This is a genomic window from Scandinavium hiltneri, assembly GCF_024764835.1.
Taxonomy (GTDB): Bacteria; Pseudomonadota; Gammaproteobacteria; order Enterobacterales; family Enterobacteriaceae; genus Scandinavium; species Scandinavium hiltneri.
This window is the reverse complement of the sequence record NZ_JALIGE010000076.1, coordinates 494,306-513,325: the sequence shown is the minus strand read 5'-3', so window position 1 is coordinate 513,325 and position 19,020 is coordinate 494,306. Positions and strand designations below refer to the sequence as shown.

General features: G+C 54.6%; 21 protein-coding genes. 12 read left to right on the top strand and 9 right to left on the bottom strand.

Going from position 1 to position 19,020, the window contains the following annotated elements; translation table 11 throughout:
• Window positions 1–164: 164 nt before the first annotated feature.
• Both MUU47_RS19940 and MUU47_RS19935 read left to right on the top strand, forming a co-directional pair.
• A complete protein-coding gene (locus tag MUU47_RS19940) occupies window positions 165–548 on the top strand; it encodes a biofilm formation regulator BssR (protein WP_258989897.1) in 384 nt (127 codons plus the stop codon).
• Window positions 549–656: 108 nt separating this feature from the next.
• The gene (locus tag MUU47_RS19935) at window positions 657–1,769 is read left to right on the top strand and encodes a PQQ-dependent sugar dehydrogenase (RefSeq protein WP_258989896.1); all 1,113 of its coding nucleotides are present in this window, start codon (window positions 657–659) and stop codon (window positions 1,767–1,769) included.
• 3 nt (window positions 1,770–1,772) lie between these two features.
• Here MUU47_RS19935 and MUU47_RS19930 read toward each other — a convergent pair whose 3' ends face one another.
• Window positions 1,773–2,399 carry a glutathione S-transferase family protein gene (locus MUU47_RS19930; RefSeq protein WP_258989895.1) on the bottom strand — a complete coding sequence of 209 codons (627 nt, stop codon included), beginning with the start codon at window positions 2,397–2,399 and terminating at the stop codon, window positions 1,773–1,775.
• 241 nt (window positions 2,400–2,640) lie between these two features.
• Here MUU47_RS19930 and dacC point away from each other — a divergent pair, with 241 nt between their 5' ends.
• Window positions 2,641–3,849, top strand: a complete 1,209-nt coding sequence (gene dacC / locus MUU47_RS19925) for a serine-type D-Ala-D-Ala carboxypeptidase (RefSeq protein WP_258989894.1) — start codon at window positions 2,641–2,643, stop codon at window positions 3,847–3,849.
• Window positions 3,850–3,971: 122 nt separating this feature from the next.
• Here dacC and deoR read toward each other — a convergent pair whose 3' ends face one another.
• Both deoR and ybjG read right to left on the bottom strand, forming a co-directional pair.
• Window positions 3,972–4,736 (bottom strand): DNA-binding transcriptional repressor DeoR, encoded by a 765-nt coding sequence (deoR, locus tag MUU47_RS19920; RefSeq protein ID WP_258989893.1) that lies wholly within the window; start codon window positions 4,734–4,736, stop codon window positions 3,972–3,974.
• 74 nt (window positions 4,737–4,810) lie between these two features.
• Entirely contained in the window at window positions 4,811–5,419 is a 609-nt protein-coding gene (gene ybjG, locus MUU47_RS19915; protein ID WP_258989892.1) for an undecaprenyl-diphosphate phosphatase, read from the bottom strand.
• A gap of 275 nt (window positions 5,420–5,694) precedes the next feature.
• Here ybjG and MUU47_RS19910 point away from each other — a divergent pair, with 275 nt between their 5' ends.
• Window positions 5,695–6,924 (top strand): MFS transporter, encoded by a 1,230-nt coding sequence (locus MUU47_RS19910; RefSeq protein ID WP_258989891.1) that lies wholly within the window; start codon window positions 5,695–5,697, stop codon window positions 6,922–6,924.
• Between the two features lie 45 nt (window positions 6,925–6,969).
• Here the strand turns inward: MUU47_RS19910 and MUU47_RS19905 are convergent, their stop codons facing one another.
• Window positions 6,970–7,782: a Cof-type HAD-IIB family hydrolase gene (locus MUU47_RS19905; RefSeq protein ID WP_258989890.1), complete on the bottom strand. Its 813-nt coding sequence runs from the start codon at window positions 7,780–7,782 to the stop codon at window positions 6,970–6,972.
• Window positions 7,782–8,984, bottom strand: a complete 1,203-nt coding sequence (locus MUU47_RS19900; RefSeq protein ID WP_258989889.1) for an MFS transporter — start codon at window positions 8,982–8,984, stop codon at window positions 7,782–7,784. Before MUU47_RS19900 ends, MUU47_RS19905 begins: the two co-directional genes overlap by 1 nt.
• Window positions 8,985–9,069: 85 nt before the next feature.
• Between MUU47_RS19900 and MUU47_RS19895 the strand changes: the two genes are divergently transcribed.
• On the top strand, window positions 9,070–9,612 hold the full coding sequence (locus tag MUU47_RS19895; RefSeq protein WP_258989888.1) for a TetR/AcrR family transcriptional regulator: 543 nt from the start codon (window positions 9,070–9,072) through the stop codon (window positions 9,610–9,612).
• Between the two features lie 13 nt (window positions 9,613–9,625).
• On the opposite strand, the gene MUU47_RS19890 is transcribed toward MUU47_RS19895, so the two are convergent.
• Window positions 9,626–10,423: an SDR family NAD(P)-dependent oxidoreductase gene (locus MUU47_RS19890; protein ID WP_258989887.1), complete on the bottom strand. Its 798-nt coding sequence runs from the start codon at window positions 10,421–10,423 to the stop codon at window positions 9,626–9,628.
• Between the two features lie 151 nt (window positions 10,424–10,574).
• On the opposite strand from MUU47_RS19890, the gene MUU47_RS19885 reads away from it, so the two are divergent.
• Window positions 10,575–10,937 carry a hypothetical protein gene (locus tag MUU47_RS19885; RefSeq protein WP_258989886.1) on the top strand — a complete coding sequence of 121 codons (363 nt, stop codon included), beginning with the start codon at window positions 10,575–10,577 and terminating at the stop codon, window positions 10,935–10,937.
• A gap of 26 nt (window positions 10,938–10,963) precedes the next feature.
• Here MUU47_RS19885 and MUU47_RS19880 read toward each other — a convergent pair whose 3' ends face one another.
• Window positions 10,964–11,848: an SDR family oxidoreductase gene (locus tag MUU47_RS19880; RefSeq protein WP_258989885.1), complete on the bottom strand. Its 885-nt coding sequence runs from the start codon at window positions 11,846–11,848 to the stop codon at window positions 10,964–10,966.
• Between the two features lie 330 nt (window positions 11,849–12,178).
• Window positions 12,179–13,864 (bottom strand): aspartate:alanine antiporter, encoded by a 1,686-nt coding sequence (locus tag MUU47_RS19875; protein WP_258989884.1) that lies wholly within the window; start codon window positions 13,862–13,864, stop codon window positions 12,179–12,181.
• A 262-nt stretch (window positions 13,865–14,126) separates the two neighbouring features.
• Between MUU47_RS19875 and MUU47_RS19870 the strand changes: the two genes are divergently transcribed.
• Window positions 14,127–14,501, top strand: coding sequence for an inner membrane protein YbjM (locus MUU47_RS19870; RefSeq protein ID WP_258989883.1), 375 nt, complete (start codon window positions 14,127–14,129; stop codon window positions 14,499–14,501).
• 15 nt (window positions 14,502–14,516) lie between these two features.
• Here MUU47_RS19870 and MUU47_RS19865 read toward each other — a convergent pair whose 3' ends face one another.
• Window positions 14,517–14,780, bottom strand: a complete 264-nt coding sequence (locus tag MUU47_RS19865) for a GrxA family glutaredoxin (protein ID WP_110509961.1) — start codon at window positions 14,778–14,780, stop codon at window positions 14,517–14,519.
• Between the two features lie 175 nt (window positions 14,781–14,955).
• Between MUU47_RS19865 and MUU47_RS19860 the strand changes: the two genes are divergently transcribed.
• From MUU47_RS19860 to potF, 5 genes are all read left to right on the top strand, one after another.
• Window positions 14,956–15,243: a DUF1418 family protein gene (locus MUU47_RS19860; protein WP_258989881.1), complete on the top strand. Its 288-nt coding sequence runs from the start codon at window positions 14,956–14,958 to the stop codon at window positions 15,241–15,243.
• Window positions 15,227–15,949 carry an oxygen-insensitive NADPH nitroreductase gene (gene nfsA / locus MUU47_RS19855; protein ID WP_258989879.1) on the top strand — a complete coding sequence of 241 codons (723 nt, stop codon included), beginning with the start codon at window positions 15,227–15,229 and terminating at the stop codon, window positions 15,947–15,949. The genes MUU47_RS19860 and nfsA overlap by 17 nt, the downstream gene beginning before the upstream one ends.
• A gap of 53 nt (window positions 15,950–16,002) precedes the next feature.
• Window positions 16,003–16,905, top strand: coding sequence for a 30S ribosomal protein S6--L-glutamate ligase (gene rimK, locus MUU47_RS19850; RefSeq protein WP_258989878.1), 903 nt, complete (start codon window positions 16,003–16,005; stop codon window positions 16,903–16,905).
• A gap of 106 nt (window positions 16,906–17,011) precedes the next feature.
• The gene (locus tag MUU47_RS19845; protein ID WP_258989877.1) at window positions 17,012–17,494 is read left to right on the top strand and encodes a type III secretion system chaperone family protein; all 483 of its coding nucleotides are present in this window, start codon (window positions 17,012–17,014) and stop codon (window positions 17,492–17,494) included.
• A gap of 405 nt (window positions 17,495–17,899) precedes the next feature.
• Window positions 17,900–19,012, top strand: a complete 1,113-nt coding sequence (potF, locus tag MUU47_RS19840) for a spermidine/putrescine ABC transporter substrate-binding protein PotF (RefSeq protein ID WP_258989876.1) — start codon at window positions 17,900–17,902, stop codon at window positions 19,010–19,012.
• Window positions 19,013–19,020 lie beyond the last annotated feature (8 nt).

Sequence of the window (19,020 nt, the reverse complement as noted above, 5' to 3'; positions counted from 1 at the left end):
TCAACAAATGTTGCTTTTTTGTCCCGCCAGGTTAATGCGGTTTCCGTCAATCGGCGGAGTTTAAAATCGTGTAAATCTGCGATGAAATATTGACCTGACTCATCATTGTGCTTAAAAAATGACCATACTATAACGGTGACATTGGACGACACAGGAGGAAAGGTATGAACGTTGACAGACTGTTTCGTAACTTGTTGAATAAACTGGTGAACGCACAAATTGACCTTGCAGCTTACCTGCAACTCAGGCGAGCCAAGGGTTATATGTCAGTCAGCGATAATGATCATCTGCGTGAAAACTTGTTTGAACTTTGCGGCGAGCTGCGTCATCACGCTGCTACGCTGTCGCCATCGCTGACGCCTGTACAGAATGAGGCGTTACACACTGCCGGTGAGACGTTGGCTTCTGCGGCGGTTTGCCTGATGACCGGGCACCATGACTGCCCATCGTTTATTGCTGTTAATCCAGATGTACTGCAACGCTGTCTCGACACCTTATCTGACAATATTCAGGCAATGAATAAATCAGCGCCGCGCGCGCATGCCTGAACACGCCGGGGGAGGCGACTCCCCCTCATGGTTAAGTTTTTGTAAAAATCCCGTCCACACTCGACACGCTGGCTACCCTTAACGCAATCGCCGTAAAAGGAGCCAGCCATGCACCGTTTTGCTCTGAGTTTACTTCTGGGTTCTCTGCTGCTTTCCCCGGCGCTGTACGCCGCCGACGTTCGGGTCGACGTATTGCAGCGCAAGCTCGATCACCCGTGGTCGATGGCGTTTTTGCCGGACAACAAAGGTCTGCTGATAACCCTTCGCGGCGGGCAGCTGCGCCTGTGGCAGCAAGGGAAAGGATTGTCCGACCCGATTGTTGGCGTGCCGCGGGTGTGGGCCAACGGGCAGGGCGGGTTGCTGGATGTCGTCCTGGCCCCGGATTTCGCGCAATCGCGGCGAGTCTGGCTGAGCTATGCCGAAGTGGGCGATGACGGCAAAGCGGGCACCGCCGTGGGCTACGGGCGGCTGAACGATGATCTGACGCACCTCGACGCGTTCAAGGTAGTGCTCCGCCAGACGCCAAAACTCTCAACCGGGAACCACTTTGGCGGACGGCTGGTATTCGATGGCAAAGGCTACTTGTTTATTGGTCTGGGCGAAAACAACCAGCGCGCGACGGCACAGGATCTCGATAAATTGCAGGGCAAAGTGGTGCGACTCACGGATCAAGGCAAAGTCCCGGCAGATAATCCGTTTGTGAATCAGTCCGGTGCGCGGCCTGAAATCTGGTCTTATGGCATTCGTAATCCGCAGGGCATGGCGATGAACCCGTGGAGCAACACGCTGTGGCTGAACGAACATGGCCCGCGCGGCGGCGATGAAATCAATATTCCTGAGCGCGGGAAAAACTATGGCTGGCCGCTGGCGACGCACGGCATTAACTACAGTGGTTTGCCGATCCCGGAGGCGAAAGGCGAAAAAGTAGCCGGAACCGAAACGCCGCTGTTCTTCTGGGAACACTCCCCGGCGGTGAGCGGTATGGCGTTCTACACTGCCAGTACGTTCCCGCAATGGCACAAGAAGTTGTTTATCGGCGCGTTAAAGGATGAGAACGTTATTGTGTTGAACGTGGACGGTAATAAAGTCACTGAGGAAGGACGTATTCTGGGTGACAGAAAGCAGCGCATTCGTGATGTGCGCGTCGGACCCGACGGCTATCTGTATGTGTTAACCGACGAGTCCGATGGCGAGCTGTTGAAGGTCAGCCCGCCATCCTGAGCATCAGGTGACCGGGATCATCACCACATTCTGGAACGCCGGACGGCGTGACAACTGTTGATACCAGCGCTGTAAATTCGGGTGCGGTTGCCAGGTTTTGACCGTTTCCAGCAGGTTGTAAATAAACGGCGCCACGGCAATATCACCCACGCCAAATTCGTCACCGGAAAGCCACGGCGATTCGGCAAGGGCCGCATCCAGAATGATTAACAGCTTTTCACACTGGACAATGCCCGCGTCAATTGCCGCGTGGTCGCGCTGCTCTGGCGGCGTGCGTACCAGCCCCATTAAGATAACGCGGTGGGCCGGAGAGAGTGAACCATTGGCCCAGTCCATCCATTTTTCACCCTGCGCACGTTTGGCCGGATTGGCCTGCCACAGGCTGTTTTGCCCATACTGCGCGACCAGATAGCGCACAATGGTGTTCGATTCCCAGAGCGTAATTTGCTCGGCGTCGTCATGCAGCAGCGGCACCAGGCCATTGGGGTTTTTAGCCAGATAGTCAGCGTCGTGATTGAGGCCAAATTCCAGCCCGGCCAGGATTTGATCGTAAGTAAGGTCAAGCTCTTCCAGCGTCCAGCGGACCTTTTTGACATTTGTTGAGTTGTTTCTGCCCCACAGCGTAATCATATAAACTCCGGTAAACAGCGCATCAATGAAGCTTCATGGTCGGTTAATTTCAACATTCACACAACCGCGATCAAAAAAAACGCCCACTTTTAAGCACAACGCGGCGTTCTTGCGTAAACTTTAAAAACTTTACCAACGCATTGTTTCTTTAAGGTCATTTCTACGTTATTACTCACCGCCTGTTGTTACACGGCGTCAGTGACGTAGCGTGTTTTTTGGAATGGATACTTGGGTGGCTCTTATGACGCGTACAGTTGTTTCTCCCCGCGGCCTGGCGGCAGGCTCTTTGCTTTTACTTCTCGTGGCTCCTGGCATTCAGGCGGCTGAAGCTGTTCAACAACCGGACGCTCCACCGGTCGATGCCAAAGCGTGGATCCTGATGGATTATGCCAGCGGCAAAGTGCTTAGTGAGGGCAACGCCGATGATAAGCTTGATCCGGCTAGCCTGACGAAAATCATGACCAGCTATGTGGTGGGTCAGGCGATTAAAGCAAACAAAATCAAAATGACCGATATGGTCACCATCGGTAAAGATGCGTGGGCGACGGGTAACCCAGCGCTGCGCGGTTCGTCGGTGATGTTCCTGAAGCCTGGCGATCAGGTGTCGGTAGAAAACCTCAATAAAGGGGTCATTATTCAGTCCGGGAATGACGCTTGTATCGCCCTGGCGGATTACGTGGCGGGCAGCCAGGATTCCTTCATCAGCCTGATGAACAGCTATTCGCAAAAGCTGGGGCTGACCAATACCACCTTCAAAACCGTTCACGGTCTGGATGCGCCGGGACAGTTCAGTACCGCGCGCGATATGGCGTTGCTGACCAAAGCGATGATCCACGACGTGCCGGATGAGTACGCCATTCACAAAGAAAAAGAGTTCACGTTTAACAACATCAAGCAGCCGAACCGCAATCGTCTGTTGTGGAACAACAGCCTGGGTGCTGATGGCGTGAAAACGGGCACCACGGCGGGCGCAGGCTATAACCTGGTCTCGTCAGCGAAGCAGGGCGATATGCGTCTGATTGCGGTGGTTCTCGGCACCAAAACGGACCGAATCCGATTTAATGAATCCGAAAAACTGCTGACATGGGGCTTCCGTTTCTATGAAACCGTCACCCCTATCAAACCGGATGCAACGTTCATCGAGCAGCGCGTATGGTACGGTGACAGCAGCCAGGCCAAGCTGGGTGCGGGTGAGGCCGGTTCCATCACGCTGCCACGCGGACAGCTGAAAAACCTGAAAGCCAGCTATACCCTGAACGAACCGCAGCTGACAGCACCGCTGAAGAAAGGGCAAGTGGTGGGTACCATCGACTTCAAGCTGAATGACAAAACCATCGAACAGCGTCCGCTGATCGTCATGGAAGCGGTAAATGAAGGCAGCTTCTTTAACCGAATGGTGGATTTCGTTCTGATGAAATTCCACCAGTGGTTTGGCAGCTGGTTCTCATGACCTATCGTATATACTCGTCATACTCCAAGTTGCATGTGCGTTAGCTACACCTGCTCACCCCAGTCACTTACTTGAGTAAGCTCCTGGGGACTCACAGGCTTGCTGCCTTCCTGCAACTCGAATTATTTAGAGTATAGCAGCGTGATCCCATGCTGCTTTGCCAGCGCCGTCAGTTCATCATCCGGACGGCGGTCGCTGGCTATTACGTTAAAGCGGCTCAACTCTCCCATCCTTGCCGGACGTACCTTCCCAAATTTACTGTGATCGACCACCAGCACATGGCGCTGCGCGTTGGCTAACGCCCAGTGTTTCACCGGCAGTTCATCGAGATTAAAACAGGTTGCGCCGTGTTGAAGATGCACACCTGCCGCGGAATAAAACGCGATGTCGGGGCAAAGATGGCTCAGGGTGTCCTGCGGGCTAAGCGGTTTAAAAATGGCGTTGCTGGCATGAAATTCGCCACCGCACAGAATGGCGCGGCACAGCGGTTTTTCCTGCAAAGAGAGAAAGGTATTCAGGGAGTAACACACGCCGGTAAACGGCAGTTCGTCGTCAATGGCGTCGATAATCCACGGCGTGGTGGTGCCGCAGTCGAAAAACGCCATCTGGTGAGCTTTCAGTAATTTCGCTGCATGACGCGCGGCCTGGCGCTTTTCATCGACCAGCCGCGTTTTCTGATCGCTGAGTAAATAATGGCTGGCGCTGCGGGGTTCGAGCACCACGTATCCACCGAGTAACACCACCGGCCCGCTGTGGCTGTTCAGGTCACGGCGAATAGTCATCTCAGAAACACCCAGCAGGGCTGCCGCTTCTTTTAGATGGAGCTTATCGCTACGTTTAAGAGCCTGAATAAGCTGACTGATTCGCTCATCGCGCCGTGTTTCCATATTACCCCTGTAAACCGAAACGCCCTCTGCGTCAGGCTGAGGGTCTGGCGGCAATTTTACCTGCGCATCCGGTCTTAGTCACGTATCCAGCCTTTGCGGATAGGCATCGAGAAGCAAAAACGGTACATGGCTTGCAAACGTTGATAAATGGCCTGACCGAAAAGTACCCACATTATCTGCGCCGCGAGACAACCGCTCAGTCCGGAAAGGAAACCGCCGACCATATCCAGTGGCCAGTGCACGCCGAGGTACACGCGGGACCAGGCAATCGCGCCGCCGACTACCAGTAACACAACGCCGGACCACAGTCGATGCCAGAACATAAATGCCAGGGCGAAAGTGAAAATCACCGTACCGTGGTCGCTTGGGAAAGAGTCATCCGCCGCATGATGCAGGAAGTTATAGCCCACACCGTCGACAAAAGGCCTGTCATGCGGGAAAACGTGGCCGACAACCCACGACAACAACAGGCTGACGCCAATCGCCATTCCCGTTTTGATAACCAACTGGCGTTGAGCACAGACCTGCGCACGCGGGCCCCACAGCCACAGCACTACGGCCAGTAGCGGGACGATGTTAATCAGATCTTTGGCGATAAACGTCGCCATCGAAATCATCCACTGCGGCGACGCCGGGGTGGCGTTGATCCAGTAAAACAGCGAGTAATTCAAATTTTCCAGCATATCTTGCGGACTCTTACAGTTTGATGACGATGTTCACCTTAAAAATCGCGGCCGGAGCGGTAAAGGGGGATTGTCTTAAATGTCCGGTGGTTACGATTTTTGTTCAGGCAGCGTTTACAATTCTGCTTGCAGGACAGCAGTATAGGGCCCCGAACTTAAGCGAACCTTAAACAAGTAAAATTGTGCTGTAACAGGATGTTTTCCGTACTTTTTGCTATCGCCTTTTCACATCATTCATTACACTTCTCGCGATTTTGAAACCTTAAAGAGATTGCATGCACAACCCTTCACTTTCCGGTAAACGCCTCGGTCGTCAGGCGTTACTTTTCCCGCTTTGTCTGGTGCTTTACGAATTCTCAACCTATATCGGCAATGACATGATCCAACCGGGCATGTTGACGGTGGTCGAGCAGTTCAACGCCGGGATGGAGTGGGTACCGACATCGATGACCGCCTATCTTGCAGGCGGCATGTTTTTACAGTGGCTGCTGGGGCCGCTGTCGGACCGTATTGGCCGCCGTCCGGTGATGCTCACCGGCGTGGTGTGGTTCATTATTACCTGCCTCGCGACGTTGTTGGCGCAAAATATTGAACAATTCACCTTCCTGCGTTTCCTGCAAGGGATAAGCCTGTGCTTTATCGGCGCGGTGGGGTACGCCGCGATACAGGAATCGTTCGAGGAGGCGGTGTGCATCAAAATCACCGCGTTGATGGCGAACGTGGCGCTGATTGCGCCGCTGCTGGGGCCGCTGGTGGGTACCGCCTGGGTTCACGTCGCACCGTGGGAAACCATGTTTGTGCTGTTTGCGGTGCTGGCGCTAATTTCATTCTTTGGCCTGCAACGGGCGATGCCGGAAACGGCGACCCGTCTGGGGGAAAAACTCTCCCTGAAAGATCTGGGCCATGATTACGGCCTGGTACTGAAAAACCTGCGTTTTGTTGCCGGGGCGCTGGCTATTGGATTTGTCAGCCTGCCGCTGCTGGCGTGGATTGCGCAATCGCCGGTGATTATTATCAGCGGTGAACATGCCACCGCGTATGAATACGGCATGTTACAGGTGCCGATTTTTGGTGCGCTGATTCTCGGTAACCTGGCGCTGGCGAAGCTGACCTCGCGTCGCAGCGTGCGCTGGCTGATTATTGCTGGTGGCTGGCCGATTGTGGCGGGGCTGATTCTGGCTGCGGCGGCAACGGGGGTCTCCACGCATGCCTATCTGTGGATGACCGCAGGCCTGAGCGTATACGCCTTCGGGATTGGCCTGGCGAACGCCGGGCTGGTACGTCTGACGCTGTTCGCCAGCGACATGAGCAAAGGCACGGTATCGGCGGCGATGGGCATGTTGCAGATGCTGATTTTCACCGTCGGCATTGAAGTCAGCAAACACGCTTACCAGTTCGGCGGCAATGGCCTGTTCAGCGTGTTTAACCTCGCGAACGGCATTATCTGGCTGGGGCTGGTTGTCTACTTCCTGAAAGATAAAACGGTCGGCGATTCGCAGCAGTAGGGCGGAGGTTGCGCCCGGCGACGCAATGTCAGCCGGGCCAACGGATTACTGGAACGGCGCTTCCCGATTCAAAATCTGATCAATCACCTGCAACACGCCTTCTTCGTTATTATGCGGCGCGCGGTGATTAGCCGCCGCAATGGCCGCCTCATTCGCATTCTGCATCGCAAAACCAAACCCGGCCTGACGCAGCATTTCGAGGTCATTGCCGCTGTCGCCAAAGGTCACCACTTCGCTGTCTTCGATGCCCCAGCGCTGCTGCAACAGGCGCAGGCCATTGGCTTTATGCACGCCGGGGATGATTAAGTCGATATTGCCGTGGCCGGTTGTAACTGCGGTCATCACATCGCCCACGCCTTCGTGCAGCGCTTTTTGTACGTCAGGCACCAGACGGTCGGGCAAGTTGAGGCCAAATTTCAGGAACGTATCGTCAAGGTTATCGAAGCCATCGACCAGCTTAAGACGGTGGTAATACAGCGCGGCCATGGCTTTGAGTTCGTCCTCATAACGGTTCAAGGTGTAGGCGCTGCGCTTGCCGCAGGCGATGATTTCCACGTCCGGCAGGGTATGCAGAAAATCGACGACTTTTTTGAAATGCGTCTGCGACAGTTCGCAGTTGAATACGTCCTCGCCCGCGTCTCGCACCCAGCCGCCATTTTCGGCAACAAACGCGATTTCATCAGCAATTTCTGGAAAGAATGAAATCAGCTGCCAGTACTGGTTTCCGCTGGCGACCACAAAGCGAATGCCCTGTGCCTTCATCTGCTGATACTGGGCGAGAAAACGCGCCCGGTTGTAGCGTTTCTCATCGCTGAGAAAGGTGCCATCCATATCTACGGCAATCAGTTTAATACTCATCACGCACGCTCCGTCACAGGTTCAGATTCAGGTTTTGCCACCGCGCGAGCCACCAGTGCGGCGACGATGACCAGGGATAACACCGCCAGCATGGCGCTACGCAGGCCGTAATGTTCGCCAAGGAAACCGAGCAGCGGCGGGCCAACCAGGAACGCCAGATAGCCGGTGGTGGCGACGACGCTAACGCGGGTGGGGGCATCCGGTCCGGTATCGCTGGCGGCGGAAATGGTCAGCGGGAAGCCAAGCGAAGCGCCCAGCCCCCAGAGAATGACCGACACGCCGGCGACCCAATCGACGTCGACGAAAATAATCAGCGCGATGCCGAGCGCGCCCATAATGGCGCTGGCGCGAACCACCGCGACGCGGCTGTAGCGGTCAATAAACCAGCCACCGGTAAAGCGTCCGACGGTCATACCGAGGGTAAAGCCTGCGTAAATCAATGAACCGGAGGTCGGGCTGAAGCCGTGACCGTCAACCATCAGCAGCGGCAGCCAGTCGTTGGCAGACCCTTCCGCAAATGCCATTGCCAGCACCACCACGCCAATCAGCATCAGCTGACCGTCGCGATAGAACGGCACCCCTTTCTCGTGATGGGCGCTGTTCTCGGCGGAGTTTTTACCGGTACCGTCCGGAATGGCTTTAATGGCAATAATAATGGGCGCGATGCCGCAAAGCGCAGCCAGCAGAATATGGATGGTGGCCGACAGGCCAAACGCCGTCAGCGCCATGCCGATACCCGCGCCGACCAGCGTGCCGAGGCTGTAGAAGCCGTGCATCATCGGTAGCACGGTTTTGTTCATCTCACGTTCAACCGCCGCGCCTTCCACGTTAATCGCCACCTCGGCAGAGCCGAAGCTGGCGCCGAACACCATCAGGCCGAAGGCGAAAAACAGGGGCGACGCGAGCCACAGCGCCAGGCTGAGCATCACCATACCCACCAACGCGCAGGACATGGTGGTGCGGATAACTTTGCGCGTACCAAAGCGTTTAACCAGCCACGCGGAACAGAGAATGCCGCTCATCGAACCTATCGACAGGCCGAACAGTACGATGCCCATTCCGGCGGTATTCACCGAGAGAATGTCGCGGATCGCTGGCGTGCGCGTGGCCCACGATGCCATCAACAAGCCCGGTAAAAAGAAGAACATAAACAGCGCCCACATGCGCAATTGCAGGGCCCGGCGGGAGGAATGCGACGTCATCCGTAAACTGCCTGTAGAAAAAAGAGGGAGAGACAACACTAGCAAGGTTGTGTACATTTGTACACAAATCGTAAAAGGAAAAATTATGGCACGCCGACCGAACGATCCGCAGCGCCGGGAGAGGATCCTGCACGCGACGCTGGACACCATCGCCCGCCACGGTATCCAGGCCGTGACGCACCGTAAAATCGCCTTCTGTGCCGATGTGCCGCTCGGTTCAATGACCTATTATTTCAGTGGGATAGATGCGCTGCTGGAAGAGGCGTTCACCGGTTTTACCGATGAAATGCTGGTGCAGTACAAAGCATTTTTTGCAGACGTCACGTCGCCGCAGGAAGCCTGCGATGCGATCACCCAGTTAATCTTCAGCGCGCAGGTGACGACGACGCGAAACATGGAATTGATGTATCAGCTTTATGCGTTCATTGGCTGCAAACCGGCGCTGAAAAACGTCATGCAAAACTGGATGCAGCACAGCCAGCAGGTGCTTGAGCAGTGGTTTGACCCGGCGACGGCCCGCGCGCTGGACGCCTTTATCGAAGGCATGACGCTGCATTTCGTCACTGACCGGGCACCGCTTGGTAAGGTGGAAATCCGCCAGATGGTGGGCAGAATAGCGGCGATATAACCGCCGGGGCGGGTCAGTTGGTGGTTGCGCCCGCCGTCATATTGACCACCGTCGCCGTCATAGCGCTGGCAGAATCCGAGGCCAGAAATGTCATTACCTCAGCCACGTGTGCAAGCGTAGGCAGACGTTTGAGCATCGTGCTTTGCGCCGCGCCGCCCAGCCACTGGTCCACCGTGAGTCCCATTTCCTGCGCTTTTGGCGTGAAAATTTCCCCGGTATACGAACCTGCCTGAACCGCATCGACAATCGCGTGCGAGCGCACGCAAATGGCGCGGATATTCTTCGGGCCCAGCTCGCTGGCGAGGGCTTTCACAAAGGCTTCCGTCCCGGCACAGCCGACGATATGGCCGAGATGATTCGGCATCACCATCCCACCCGCCGGAGCAACGACTGTCAGGAAAACGCCCGCCCGAACGCCACCCATAAACGGCGCGACCGCTTTTGAAATAGTAAACAGCGCCGACAAAAACGGATCGAACCCTTGCCTGAACTCGGCCAGCGACAAGGCAAAAATGTTTTTGCCCTGATCGTGCATAAAGCCGGTGGTATTCACCACCACATCAAACCCGCCGGTCTGTTGAGCCAGCTGCGCCGTTTTATCAACGGTGATTTGCTCGTCGAGAACGTCCATCACACAGGTGTTTATCGTGCCACCCGCAGCGCGGACGCTGTTCGCCACCCGGTCCAGCTTATCCTGATGGCGGCCAACAAGATGCACATGCGCACCTTCCCGCGCCATCGCCTGCGCAACCGCGCTGCCAATCGCGCCGCTGCCCCCGAAAATCACCACAACTTTGCCCTGAAGTAACATTGCGTTTCCTCACACATTTGCCGGACCTGCCAAAAGTATGGGTAATAACGGGGATGACGCAAGGCGAGGCGAGTCGATGAATCTTGCGACATACTCAGGGTTTCGTCAGACGCATCACCTTATCGTTAACCCTGAATCAGGAGCACACGTTATGAAAGCAGAGATGAAAGGTGGAATTGATATCGCGCTCAAAGTGCCGTCGCACCAGTATCAGCAGACGCTGGATTTCTATCGCCACACGATTGGGCTGGAGGAGATCACGGATAAAGTACCTGCCACCGGATTTATGCTCGGCCCAAACCGATTGTGGATTGATGAAGCCCCGGCAATGAGCCAGGCCGAGATCTGGCTGGAATTGTTCACGCCCAATTTTAAACATGCCGAGAAACATCTGGCAGAGCAGGGCGTCACCCGCTGCGATAGCGTCGAGCTTTTACCTGAGGGATTTAAGGGCGGATGGATTATGAGCCCGTGCAATATTGTGCATATGGTGAGGGAACCAGAAGCCTGGTGAATGGTTTCTGTTTTCGACAGCGTGGATCAGAGCGTGCCCGTGCCGCCGTCGGAGCACCACACCTGACCTGACGCATATGAGCAGGCATCTGAGGCCAGGGTGACATACAGCGGCGCGATCTCGACGGGTTGACCGGGACGTCCCAACGGCGCGCTTTTACCAAACTCGCGGACCTTTTCCTGCGGCTGACCTCCGCTGGGCTGAAGAACGGTCCAGTACGGTCCAGGCGCTACCGCATTCACCCGGATATTTTTCGGTCCGAGCTGCTTCGCCAGCGCTTTGGTAAATACCGCCAGGCAGGCCTTGGTTTGGGCATAATTCAGCAAAATGGCGCTCGGCTGATACGCCTGAACAGAGGACGTATTAATGATCGAAGCCCCCGATTTCAGGTGCGGTAGTGCTGCCCTGGTTATCCAGAATGGCGCATACACATTGGTTTTAAAAGTCGCATCAAATGCCTCGGTGGTGAGATCTTCGAGAGATTCACAATACTGCTGACGACCCGCGTTGTTCACCAGAATATCCAGTCCGCCCAACGCGCTGAGGGCATCATCAACCAGTGATTTACAGAAGGCTTCATCCCGAATATCTCCGGGAAGCGCGACGGCGTTTTTGCCTTCGGCCTTAATCAGGGCAATGACGTCATCAGCATCCGCCGCTTCCTCTGGCAAATAATTGATGGCGACATCGGCACCTTCCCGGGCGAACGCAATGGCGACGGCCCGGCCAATGCCCGAGTCTCCTCCGGTAATCAGCGCCTTTTTGCCCGCCAGCCTGCCGGTGCCAACATAACTGGTTTCACCATGATCGGGTTGCGGTGTCATTTCAGACGCGAGGCCAGGCGCTTCCTGAGGTTGTTCTTTAAATGGAGGGGTTGGAAACTGGCTTGATTGATCTGAATGATGGCTCATAGCACCTCCTCAAAACGTAAACTTTCAGCTTAGTCGCCCAGTCTTCGCCTTATAAATTGCAGCGTTTGTTTCAGAGGATTCTCAGTGGAGAAGGGCGCTGAAGCTGATGATAAATATGAAGAATGGAATCGGACCAGGTGACTACTTTTGAAGATCCACGAATTTCAGGCAACAAAAAACCCATCAACCTTGAACCGAAGAGCGGCGGGGTTGATGGGCTCCACAAAATGGGGACATCAAAGAAAAGCAGTGGCACTAATTATGACTACTGCCCTTTCAAAAAGTTCGGTAGTTCACACTTTTTTTTTCTGCTTATTGCATTCTTTAGATTTATCCCAAGCCTGGCCATATGACGATAATCAGCGTACCTGCCAGGGTTAACAACACGTTAGCGATGGCGTAGGTGCCCGCGTAGCCCAGCGCAGGAATATTACTGCGTGCGGTATCGCTGATAATTTCCATCGCCGGGGCGCAGGTGCGCGCACCCATCATTGCGCCAAACAGCATCGCCCGGTTCATTCGCAGCACGTATGCGCCAAACAGGAAGCAGATAACCACGGGCACCAGGCTGACTGCCAGGCCAGCGATCAGCATCTGGCCGCCGACAACGCCGAGGCCGTGTCCAATGCCGCTCCCGGCGCTTAAACCGACGCCCGCCATAAACACCATCAGGCCGAATTCTTTCACCATGTTCAGCGCGCCCTGCGGGATGTAACCGAAAGTCGGGTGGTTGGCGCGCAGGAAGCCGAGCATTATCCCGGCAAACAGCAATCCGGCCGCGTTACCGATGGCAAAGCTGAAGGAACTGAACTGGAAGGTGATCATGCCGATCATCAGGCCGACGATAAAGAACGCGCAGAAAGCCAACAGGTCGGTGACCTGGCTGTGAATCGAGATAAAGCCGATGCGGTCGGCGATGGTTTTCACGCGGCGCGCATCGCCGCTGACCTGCAATACGTCGCCCTTATTGAGCACGATGCTGTCGTCGATGGGCATTTCAATCTGGCTGCGGATCACGCGGTTCAGGAAGCAGCCATGATCGGTCAGCTTAATTTGCGCCAGACGGCGGCCCACCACGTTATGGTTTTTCACCACCACTTCTTCGGTGACGATGCGCATGTCGAGCAGATCGCGGTCGAAGACTTCTTTACCGTTACGGAAACTCGGATCGAGACGCGCATGTGCATCCGGATAGCCTACGAGAGCAATTTCATCACCCATTTGCAGCACCGCGTCGCCGTCCGGGTTCGCCAGAATGCCGTTGCGACGAATACGTTCGATGTAGCAGCCGGTTTGACGATAGATGCCCAGTTCACGCAGGTTTTTGCCGTCGGTCCAGGCGACCAGCTCAGGCCCGACGCGATAGGCGCGGATCACCGGCAGATACACTTTACGGTTGGAGTCGGTGTCCAGGCCTCGCTCGCGGGCGATTTGCTGGGCGCTGGTTTGCAGGTCCTGATGCTGGAATTTCGGCAGATAGCGCGCGCCGAGGATCAGACTCACCAGACCAATCAGATAGGTCAGGGCATAGCCGAGGCTCAGGTGATCAAGTGCCAGCGAAAGTTCGTCGCCTTTCATGCCTGAGTGACGCAGAGTATCACCGGCACCGACCAGTACCGGCGTAGAGGTCATCGCCCCCGCCAGCATCCCGGCGGTGAGGCCGATATCCCAGCCAAACAGCTTGCCAAGGCCAAGCGCCATCACCAGCGCGGAGCCTACCATGACCAGCGCCAGCATCAGATAGTTCTTGCCATCACGAAAAAATATGGAAAAAAAGTTGGGTCCAGCTTCTACACCGACGCAGAAAATAAACAGCATAAAGCCCAGATTTAGGGCATCAGTGTTAATACTAAAATGCTGTTGGCCTAATAACAAAGAGACCACTAAAACGCCAATGGAATTACCCAGTTGGATGGATCCAAAGCGCAATTTGCCAAGACACAAGCCCAGCGCCAGTACCACAAATAATAACAGGATGTAATTCCCATTTAACAAGTCTGCGACGTTTATATTCACGGAAGCTAACTTCTTGTTTACGAGTAAGTTGTTGAAAGGAATGGCTATTTGGGCTAAGGTTTTTCCCGGGTGGCCAGGAGAAATCTACTGTACGGCGGCCTGTTTTTCACCATCAAATTAAGGCCGTTAGTTTAATCGTTCCTGATTGCCGCGGCTAGTAACAATCGTTTGTCCTTAAGTAGGTGATTCACGGCATGGATTGCTGGAAACTTTATCCAACTGGACGTAGTTGAAGTTTGATAGAGACTTGTCAGGAGGAATTTTGAGATCTGAGCGAGGTTGGGCGGGCATTATTTGCTGTTTTGTCCTGTTTATTGTGGTGTGTCTTTTTCTGTTACTGCATGTGAAAGGTGCCGTTCGGGCATCGGGTCATGCGGAGCTGGGTCTGCTGTTCTTTATTATTCCCGGCGCGGTGGCGAGTTGTCTGTCATCGAAGCAGCGGGTATTGGTGCCATTACTCGGGGCGATTCTGGCGACGCCGGTGTGTCTGGTGTTGATGCGTTTTTGGTTGTTTGCAGATAGGTCTTTCTGGCAGGAACTGGCATGGATGTGCAGTGCGGTGTTCTGGTGTGCGCTGGGCGCGCTGTGCTTCTTGTTTATCAGCGGCCTGTTTGTGGCAAGACGTGGGCGCCAGTGACGCCCACATTTACGCTTAAGCGTAGAGACCCAGGTTTTCTTTGGCCCAGGCTTCAAATTCGGTAAAACCACCGATGTGAGTCTGATCAACGAAAATCTGCGGTACGGTTTCTACTGGTTTGCCAACGGTTTGTTCGAGATCGGCTTTGCTGATCCCTTCGGCATGAATGTCGATATAACGGAAGTTAAAATCATCACGCTCGGCGGTCAGTTTTTCTGCCAGTTCTTTAGCGCGAACACAGTAAGGACAACCCGGGCGCCCAAAAATAACGGTAAACATCGTTTTCTCTCCTGAAGCTGAGCCTTTCGGCGAATTGCGGTATCATGCCTGTCCTGGCGTCTCGTTGAAAGAAGGTTCTACCTTTTGTTCCGATGGCTTAACCCGATGCAGAGGGCTTGTTTCGCCAAACACAGTTGCTATCCTCCCCGTTATACTCGACGACCGGAGACTGACTATGCGCTCACTTAGCGCTCTCCCTAAAAGCGTGCTTATCCTCGAAGCCATTGGCATGGTGATGCTGGTACTGGCCTGGCTTTCTCTGAAAGATTATGTCGCCTTGCCCGCACCGTTCGCCAGCCCAATGGCGGGGCTAATCATGATATTTGTGGGGATACTGTTGATGATCCCTGCAGCGGTTGCACTGTTTCGCGGCATGGCGCAAACCATTGCCCCACAGCTCATGCAACGTAACGATAAACCGACTTCGCCTGACCAGGAAAAACGTGATGACGCCGACCATTGATCTGCTCTTAAGCCACCGTTCCATTCGCCATTTTACCGACGAGCCAATTACCCAGGCGCAACGTGAAGCCATTATTGCCAGCGCGCAGGCGGCGGCCAGCTCTAGCTTTTTACAGTGCAGCTCGATTGTGCGCGTGACTGACCCACAACTGCGCGAGCAGCTGGTGACGCTGACCGGCGGACAACAGCATGTGGCGAAGGCTGCGGAATTCTGGATTTTCTGCGCCGACTTTAACCGCCACCTGCAAATTTGCCCCGATGCCCATTTAGGCCGCGCGGAACAGCTGCTGCTTGGCACGGTAGATACCGCGCTGATGGGGCAAAACGCGATGGTTGCTGCGGAGTCGCTGGGACTGGGTGGCGTGTATATTGGCGGTATTCGTAACAGCATTGAAGCGGTGACTGATCTGCTGAAGCTGCCACAGCACGTGCTGCCGCTGTTTGGCATGTGTCTCGGCTGGCCTGCGGACGAACCGGGCACTAAACCGCGTTTGCCAGCCAGTATCGTTGTGCATGAAAACCATTATCAGCCAGTCGATGCCGCCGAACTGGCGCGTTACGACGAAGAAGTAGCGAATTACTACCTGTCGCGCGACAGCAATACCCGGGCGGATACGTGGAGTGATCATATTCGTCGCACTATTGTCAAAGAAACCCGACCGTTTATTCTGGAGTATCTGCACAAACAGGGCTGGGCTATCCGATAACATCGGCGGTATTATGTGCCGGGCCTTTTCAGGCCATCACAATGAGGTGCAGGGTGAAAATAGCCATTTTGTCCCGGGACGGAACGCTCTGGTCCTGCAAACGTCTGCGCGAGGCCGCGTCAAAGCGCGGCCATCAGGTTGAAATCCTCGACCCGCTTTCCTGCTATATGAACATCAGTCCGGCGGCTTCCTCTATTCATTATAAGGGCCGCCAGCTTCCGCACTTTGATGCGGTGATCCCACGCATTGGCTCGGCAATCACCTTCTATGGCACTGCCGCGCTGCGTCAGTTTGAAATTCTGGGCAGTTATCCGCTGAATGAATCGGTCGCGATTACTCGCGCTCGCGACAAGCTGCGCTCGCTACAACTGCTGGCGCGCCAGGGAATAGACTTACCGATGACCGGCATTGCTCACTCCCCGGATGACACCAGCGACATGATCGAAATGGTCGGCGGTGCGCCGCTGGTGGTGAAACTGGTGGAAGGCACGCAGGGCATTGGCGTGGTGCTGGCCGAAACGCGGCAGGCGGCGGAAAGCGTGATCGATGCCTTTCGCGGCCTGAACGCGCACATTCTGGTGCAGGAATACATTCAGGAAGCCAAAGGCTGCGACATTCGCTGCTTCGTGGTGGGCGATGACGTGGTGGCAGCCATTGAACGTCGCGCCAAACCGGGCGATTTCCGTTCGAATCTGCATCGCGGCGGCGTGGCGACCGTGGCTGACATTACGCCGCTGGAGCGCGAAATTGCCATCAAGTCGGCCCAAACGCTGGGGCTGGATGTGGCCGGAGTCGATATTTTACGCGCCAATCGCGGGCCGCTGGTGATGGAGGTCAATGCGTCACCGGGGCTGGAAGGGATCGAAAAAACCACCGGTGTCGATATCGCGGGCAAAATGATCCAGTGGATCGAACGCTACGCCCAGCCAGGCTTTTGTCTGAAAACGGGGGGATAGCGCAGGATTTCATCAGTGTCATAGCTTCTGGATGCATTTTTGCGTACCCTAATACGCGTTTCATTCGGATTACGCTTTCATTTCACAGTAAGAGGTTTCAGGGTTTATGGATTCACTCGTCGTTCCGGGTCTGGATACGCTACGTCAATGGCTCGACGAAATGGGCATCAACTTCTATGAGTGCGATACTTGTCAGGCGCTGCACTTGCCGCACATGCAGAATTTTGAGGGCATTTTCGATGCCAAGCTCGATCTGCTCGACAACGTCGTGCTGTTTTCGGCGCTGGCAGAAGTTAAGCCTTCAGCACTGTTGCCGCTGGCCTCCGATCTCTCTTCCATCAACGCCAGTTCGCTGACGGTGAAAGCGTTCCTCGACATTCAGGATGATAACCTGCCGAAGCTGGTGGTTTGCCAGACGCTGTCGGTCAACGTGGGCGTCACGCGCGAACAGTTCGAATGGTTCTTCCGCCAGAGCGAAGAACAGGTGTCGATGGTTATCCTCGAGGCCGCATCGCACCAGCTGCTGTTCAAAGGGGACGAAGAAGAAGAGCAACAGACGGAAGAGTCACAATTCCATTTTCTTCACTAAAGTCCATCGTTATCAACGCAGTCGCCACCAGCGCGGCTGCGTAAAACCCATCAATATTCTGCTGTTAACCACTTCTTAAAGAATTATTCACCACTCTACAGCCCCAGTTGGCTTACGCCATAAAGTGATCTTGCATAAAAAATTGATAAAAGGCGTTTTTTAACCCGAGCTATAGCCTCGAACCCTGGCTAAAGTTATTCTTGCGAAGCCTTAACAGGGCGCGTGAAACACTGCATTTACCGTGATGCGGCGCGTATTCTTCTGAGGCAATCACGAGCAATGCCGGCCGGGAGAGAAGCTCTCTCCTTTTCTTTGCAGACTGACAAAATATGCATGATTTTTGCATGCATCGCTGTGCGTATATTTTGGTCCAAATGTTAACGGACGTTGATAAGGAAAAGAGATATGACCGCCTTAAGTAAGAAATGGTTAACGGGTCTGATTACGGGTGCGCTGATGGCTGTCTCTGCAGGCACGCTCGCCGCTGAACAAAAAACGCTGCATATTTATAACTGGTCTGATTATATCGCGCCGGACACGCTGGCGAATTTCACCAAAGAAACCGGCATTAAAGTGGTTTACGACGTATTTGATTCCAACGAAGTGTTGGAAGGTAAATTAATGGCGGGCAGCACCGGCTATGACCTCGTGGTGCCATCGTCACAGTTCCTTGAGCGTCAGTCGCAGGCGGGCATTTTCCAGCCGATTGATAAGAGCAAACTGCCGAATTACAAAAATCTCGATCCGGAAATGCTCAAGCTGGTGGCGCAAAACGACCACGATAATAAATACGGTATTCCGTACATGATGGTCACCACCGGCATTGGCTACAACGTCGATAAAGTGAAAGCGGCGCTCGGTAAAGATGCGCCGGTGAACAGCTGGGACCTTATCCTCAAGCCTGAGAACCTTGAAAAACTGAAAAGCTGTGGCGTTTCATTCCTTGATGCACCAAGCGAAATCTACGCCGCAGTGCTGCACTATCTCGGCAAAGATCCGAACAGTTCAGATCCGAAAGATTACACCGGCGCCGCGAACGATCTGCTGTTGAAGCTGCGTCCGTCTATCCGTTATTTCCATTCCTCTCAGTACATTAACGACCTGGCGAATGGCGATATTTGCGTATCGATTGGCTGGTCAGGCGATATCCTGCAAGCGGCAAACCGCGCGAAAGAAGCTAAAAACGGCGTGAACATTGCCTACACCATTCCGAAGGAAGGGGCGATGGTTTACTTCGATATGTTCGCCATTCCTAAAGATGCGAAAAATGTCGATGAAGCGTATCAGTTCCTGAATTATCTGCTGCGCCCGGATGTGGTAGCGAATATCAGTAACCACGTTTATTACGCCAACGCCAACAAAGCGGCGACGCCGTTACTGAGCGCTGAAGTGCGTGATAACCCTGGTATTTATCCGCCAGCGGACGTGCGGGCGAAGTTGTTCACCCAGAGCGTGCTGTCGCCAAAAATTGACCGCGTGATCACCCGTTCCTGGACAAAAGTAAAAACCGGGAAGTAAACCCGTTT

Excerpts from the sequence above, each read along its gene's own strand:
- MUU47_RS19940 (WP_258989897.1), top strand. The coding sequence starts at position 165 with ATGAACGTTGACAGACTGTTTCGTAACTTGTTGAATAAACTGGTGAAC.
- MUU47_RS19935 (WP_258989896.1), top strand. The coding sequence starts at position 657 with ATGCACCGTTTTGCTCTGAGTTTACTTCTGGGTTCTCTGCTGCTTTCC.
- MUU47_RS19930 (WP_258989895.1), bottom strand. The coding sequence starts at position 2,399 with ATGATTACGCTGTGGGGCAGAAACAACTCAACAAATGTCAAAAAGGTC.
- dacC (WP_258989894.1), top strand. The coding sequence starts at position 2,641 with ATGACGCGTACAGTTGTTTCTCCCCGCGGCCTGGCGGCAGGCTCTTTG.
- deoR (WP_258989893.1), bottom strand. The coding sequence starts at position 4,736 with ATGGAAACACGGCGCGATGAGCGAATCAGTCAGCTTATTCAGGCTCTT.
- ybjG (WP_258989892.1), bottom strand. The coding sequence starts at position 5,419 with ATGCTGGAAAATTTGAATTACTCGCTGTTTTACTGGATCAACGCCACC.
- MUU47_RS19910 (WP_258989891.1), top strand. The coding sequence starts at position 5,695 with ATGCACAACCCTTCACTTTCCGGTAAACGCCTCGGTCGTCAGGCGTTA.
- MUU47_RS19905 (WP_258989890.1), bottom strand. The coding sequence starts at position 7,782 with ATGAGTATTAAACTGATTGCCGTAGATATGGATGGCACCTTTCTCAGC.
- MUU47_RS19900 (WP_258989889.1), bottom strand. The coding sequence starts at position 8,984 with ATGACGTCGCATTCCTCCCGCCGGGCCCTGCAATTGCGCATGTGGGCG.
- MUU47_RS19895 (WP_258989888.1), top strand. The coding sequence starts at position 9,070 with ATGGCACGCCGACCGAACGATCCGCAGCGCCGGGAGAGGATCCTGCAC.
- MUU47_RS19890 (WP_258989887.1), bottom strand. The coding sequence starts at position 10,423 with ATGTTACTTCAGGGCAAAGTTGTGGTGATTTTCGGGGGCAGCGGCGCG.
- MUU47_RS19885 (WP_258989886.1), top strand. The coding sequence starts at position 10,575 with ATGAAAGCAGAGATGAAAGGTGGAATTGATATCGCGCTCAAAGTGCCG.
- MUU47_RS19880 (WP_258989885.1), bottom strand. The coding sequence starts at position 11,848 with ATGAGCCATCATTCAGATCAATCAAGCCAGTTTCCAACCCCTCCATTT.
- MUU47_RS19865 (WP_110509961.1), bottom strand. The coding sequence starts at position 14,780 with ATGTTTACCGTTATTTTTGGGCGCCCGGGTTGTCCTTACTGTGTTCGC.
- MUU47_RS19860 (WP_258989881.1), top strand. The coding sequence starts at position 14,956 with ATGCGCTCACTTAGCGCTCTCCCTAAAAGCGTGCTTATCCTCGAAGCC.
- nfsA (WP_258989879.1), top strand. The coding sequence starts at position 15,227 with ATGACGCCGACCATTGATCTGCTCTTAAGCCACCGTTCCATTCGCCAT.
- MUU47_RS19845 (WP_258989877.1), top strand. The coding sequence starts at position 17,012 with ATGGATTCACTCGTCGTTCCGGGTCTGGATACGCTACGTCAATGGCTC.
- potF (WP_258989876.1), top strand. The coding sequence starts at position 17,900 with ATGACCGCCTTAAGTAAGAAATGGTTAACGGGTCTGATTACGGGTGCG.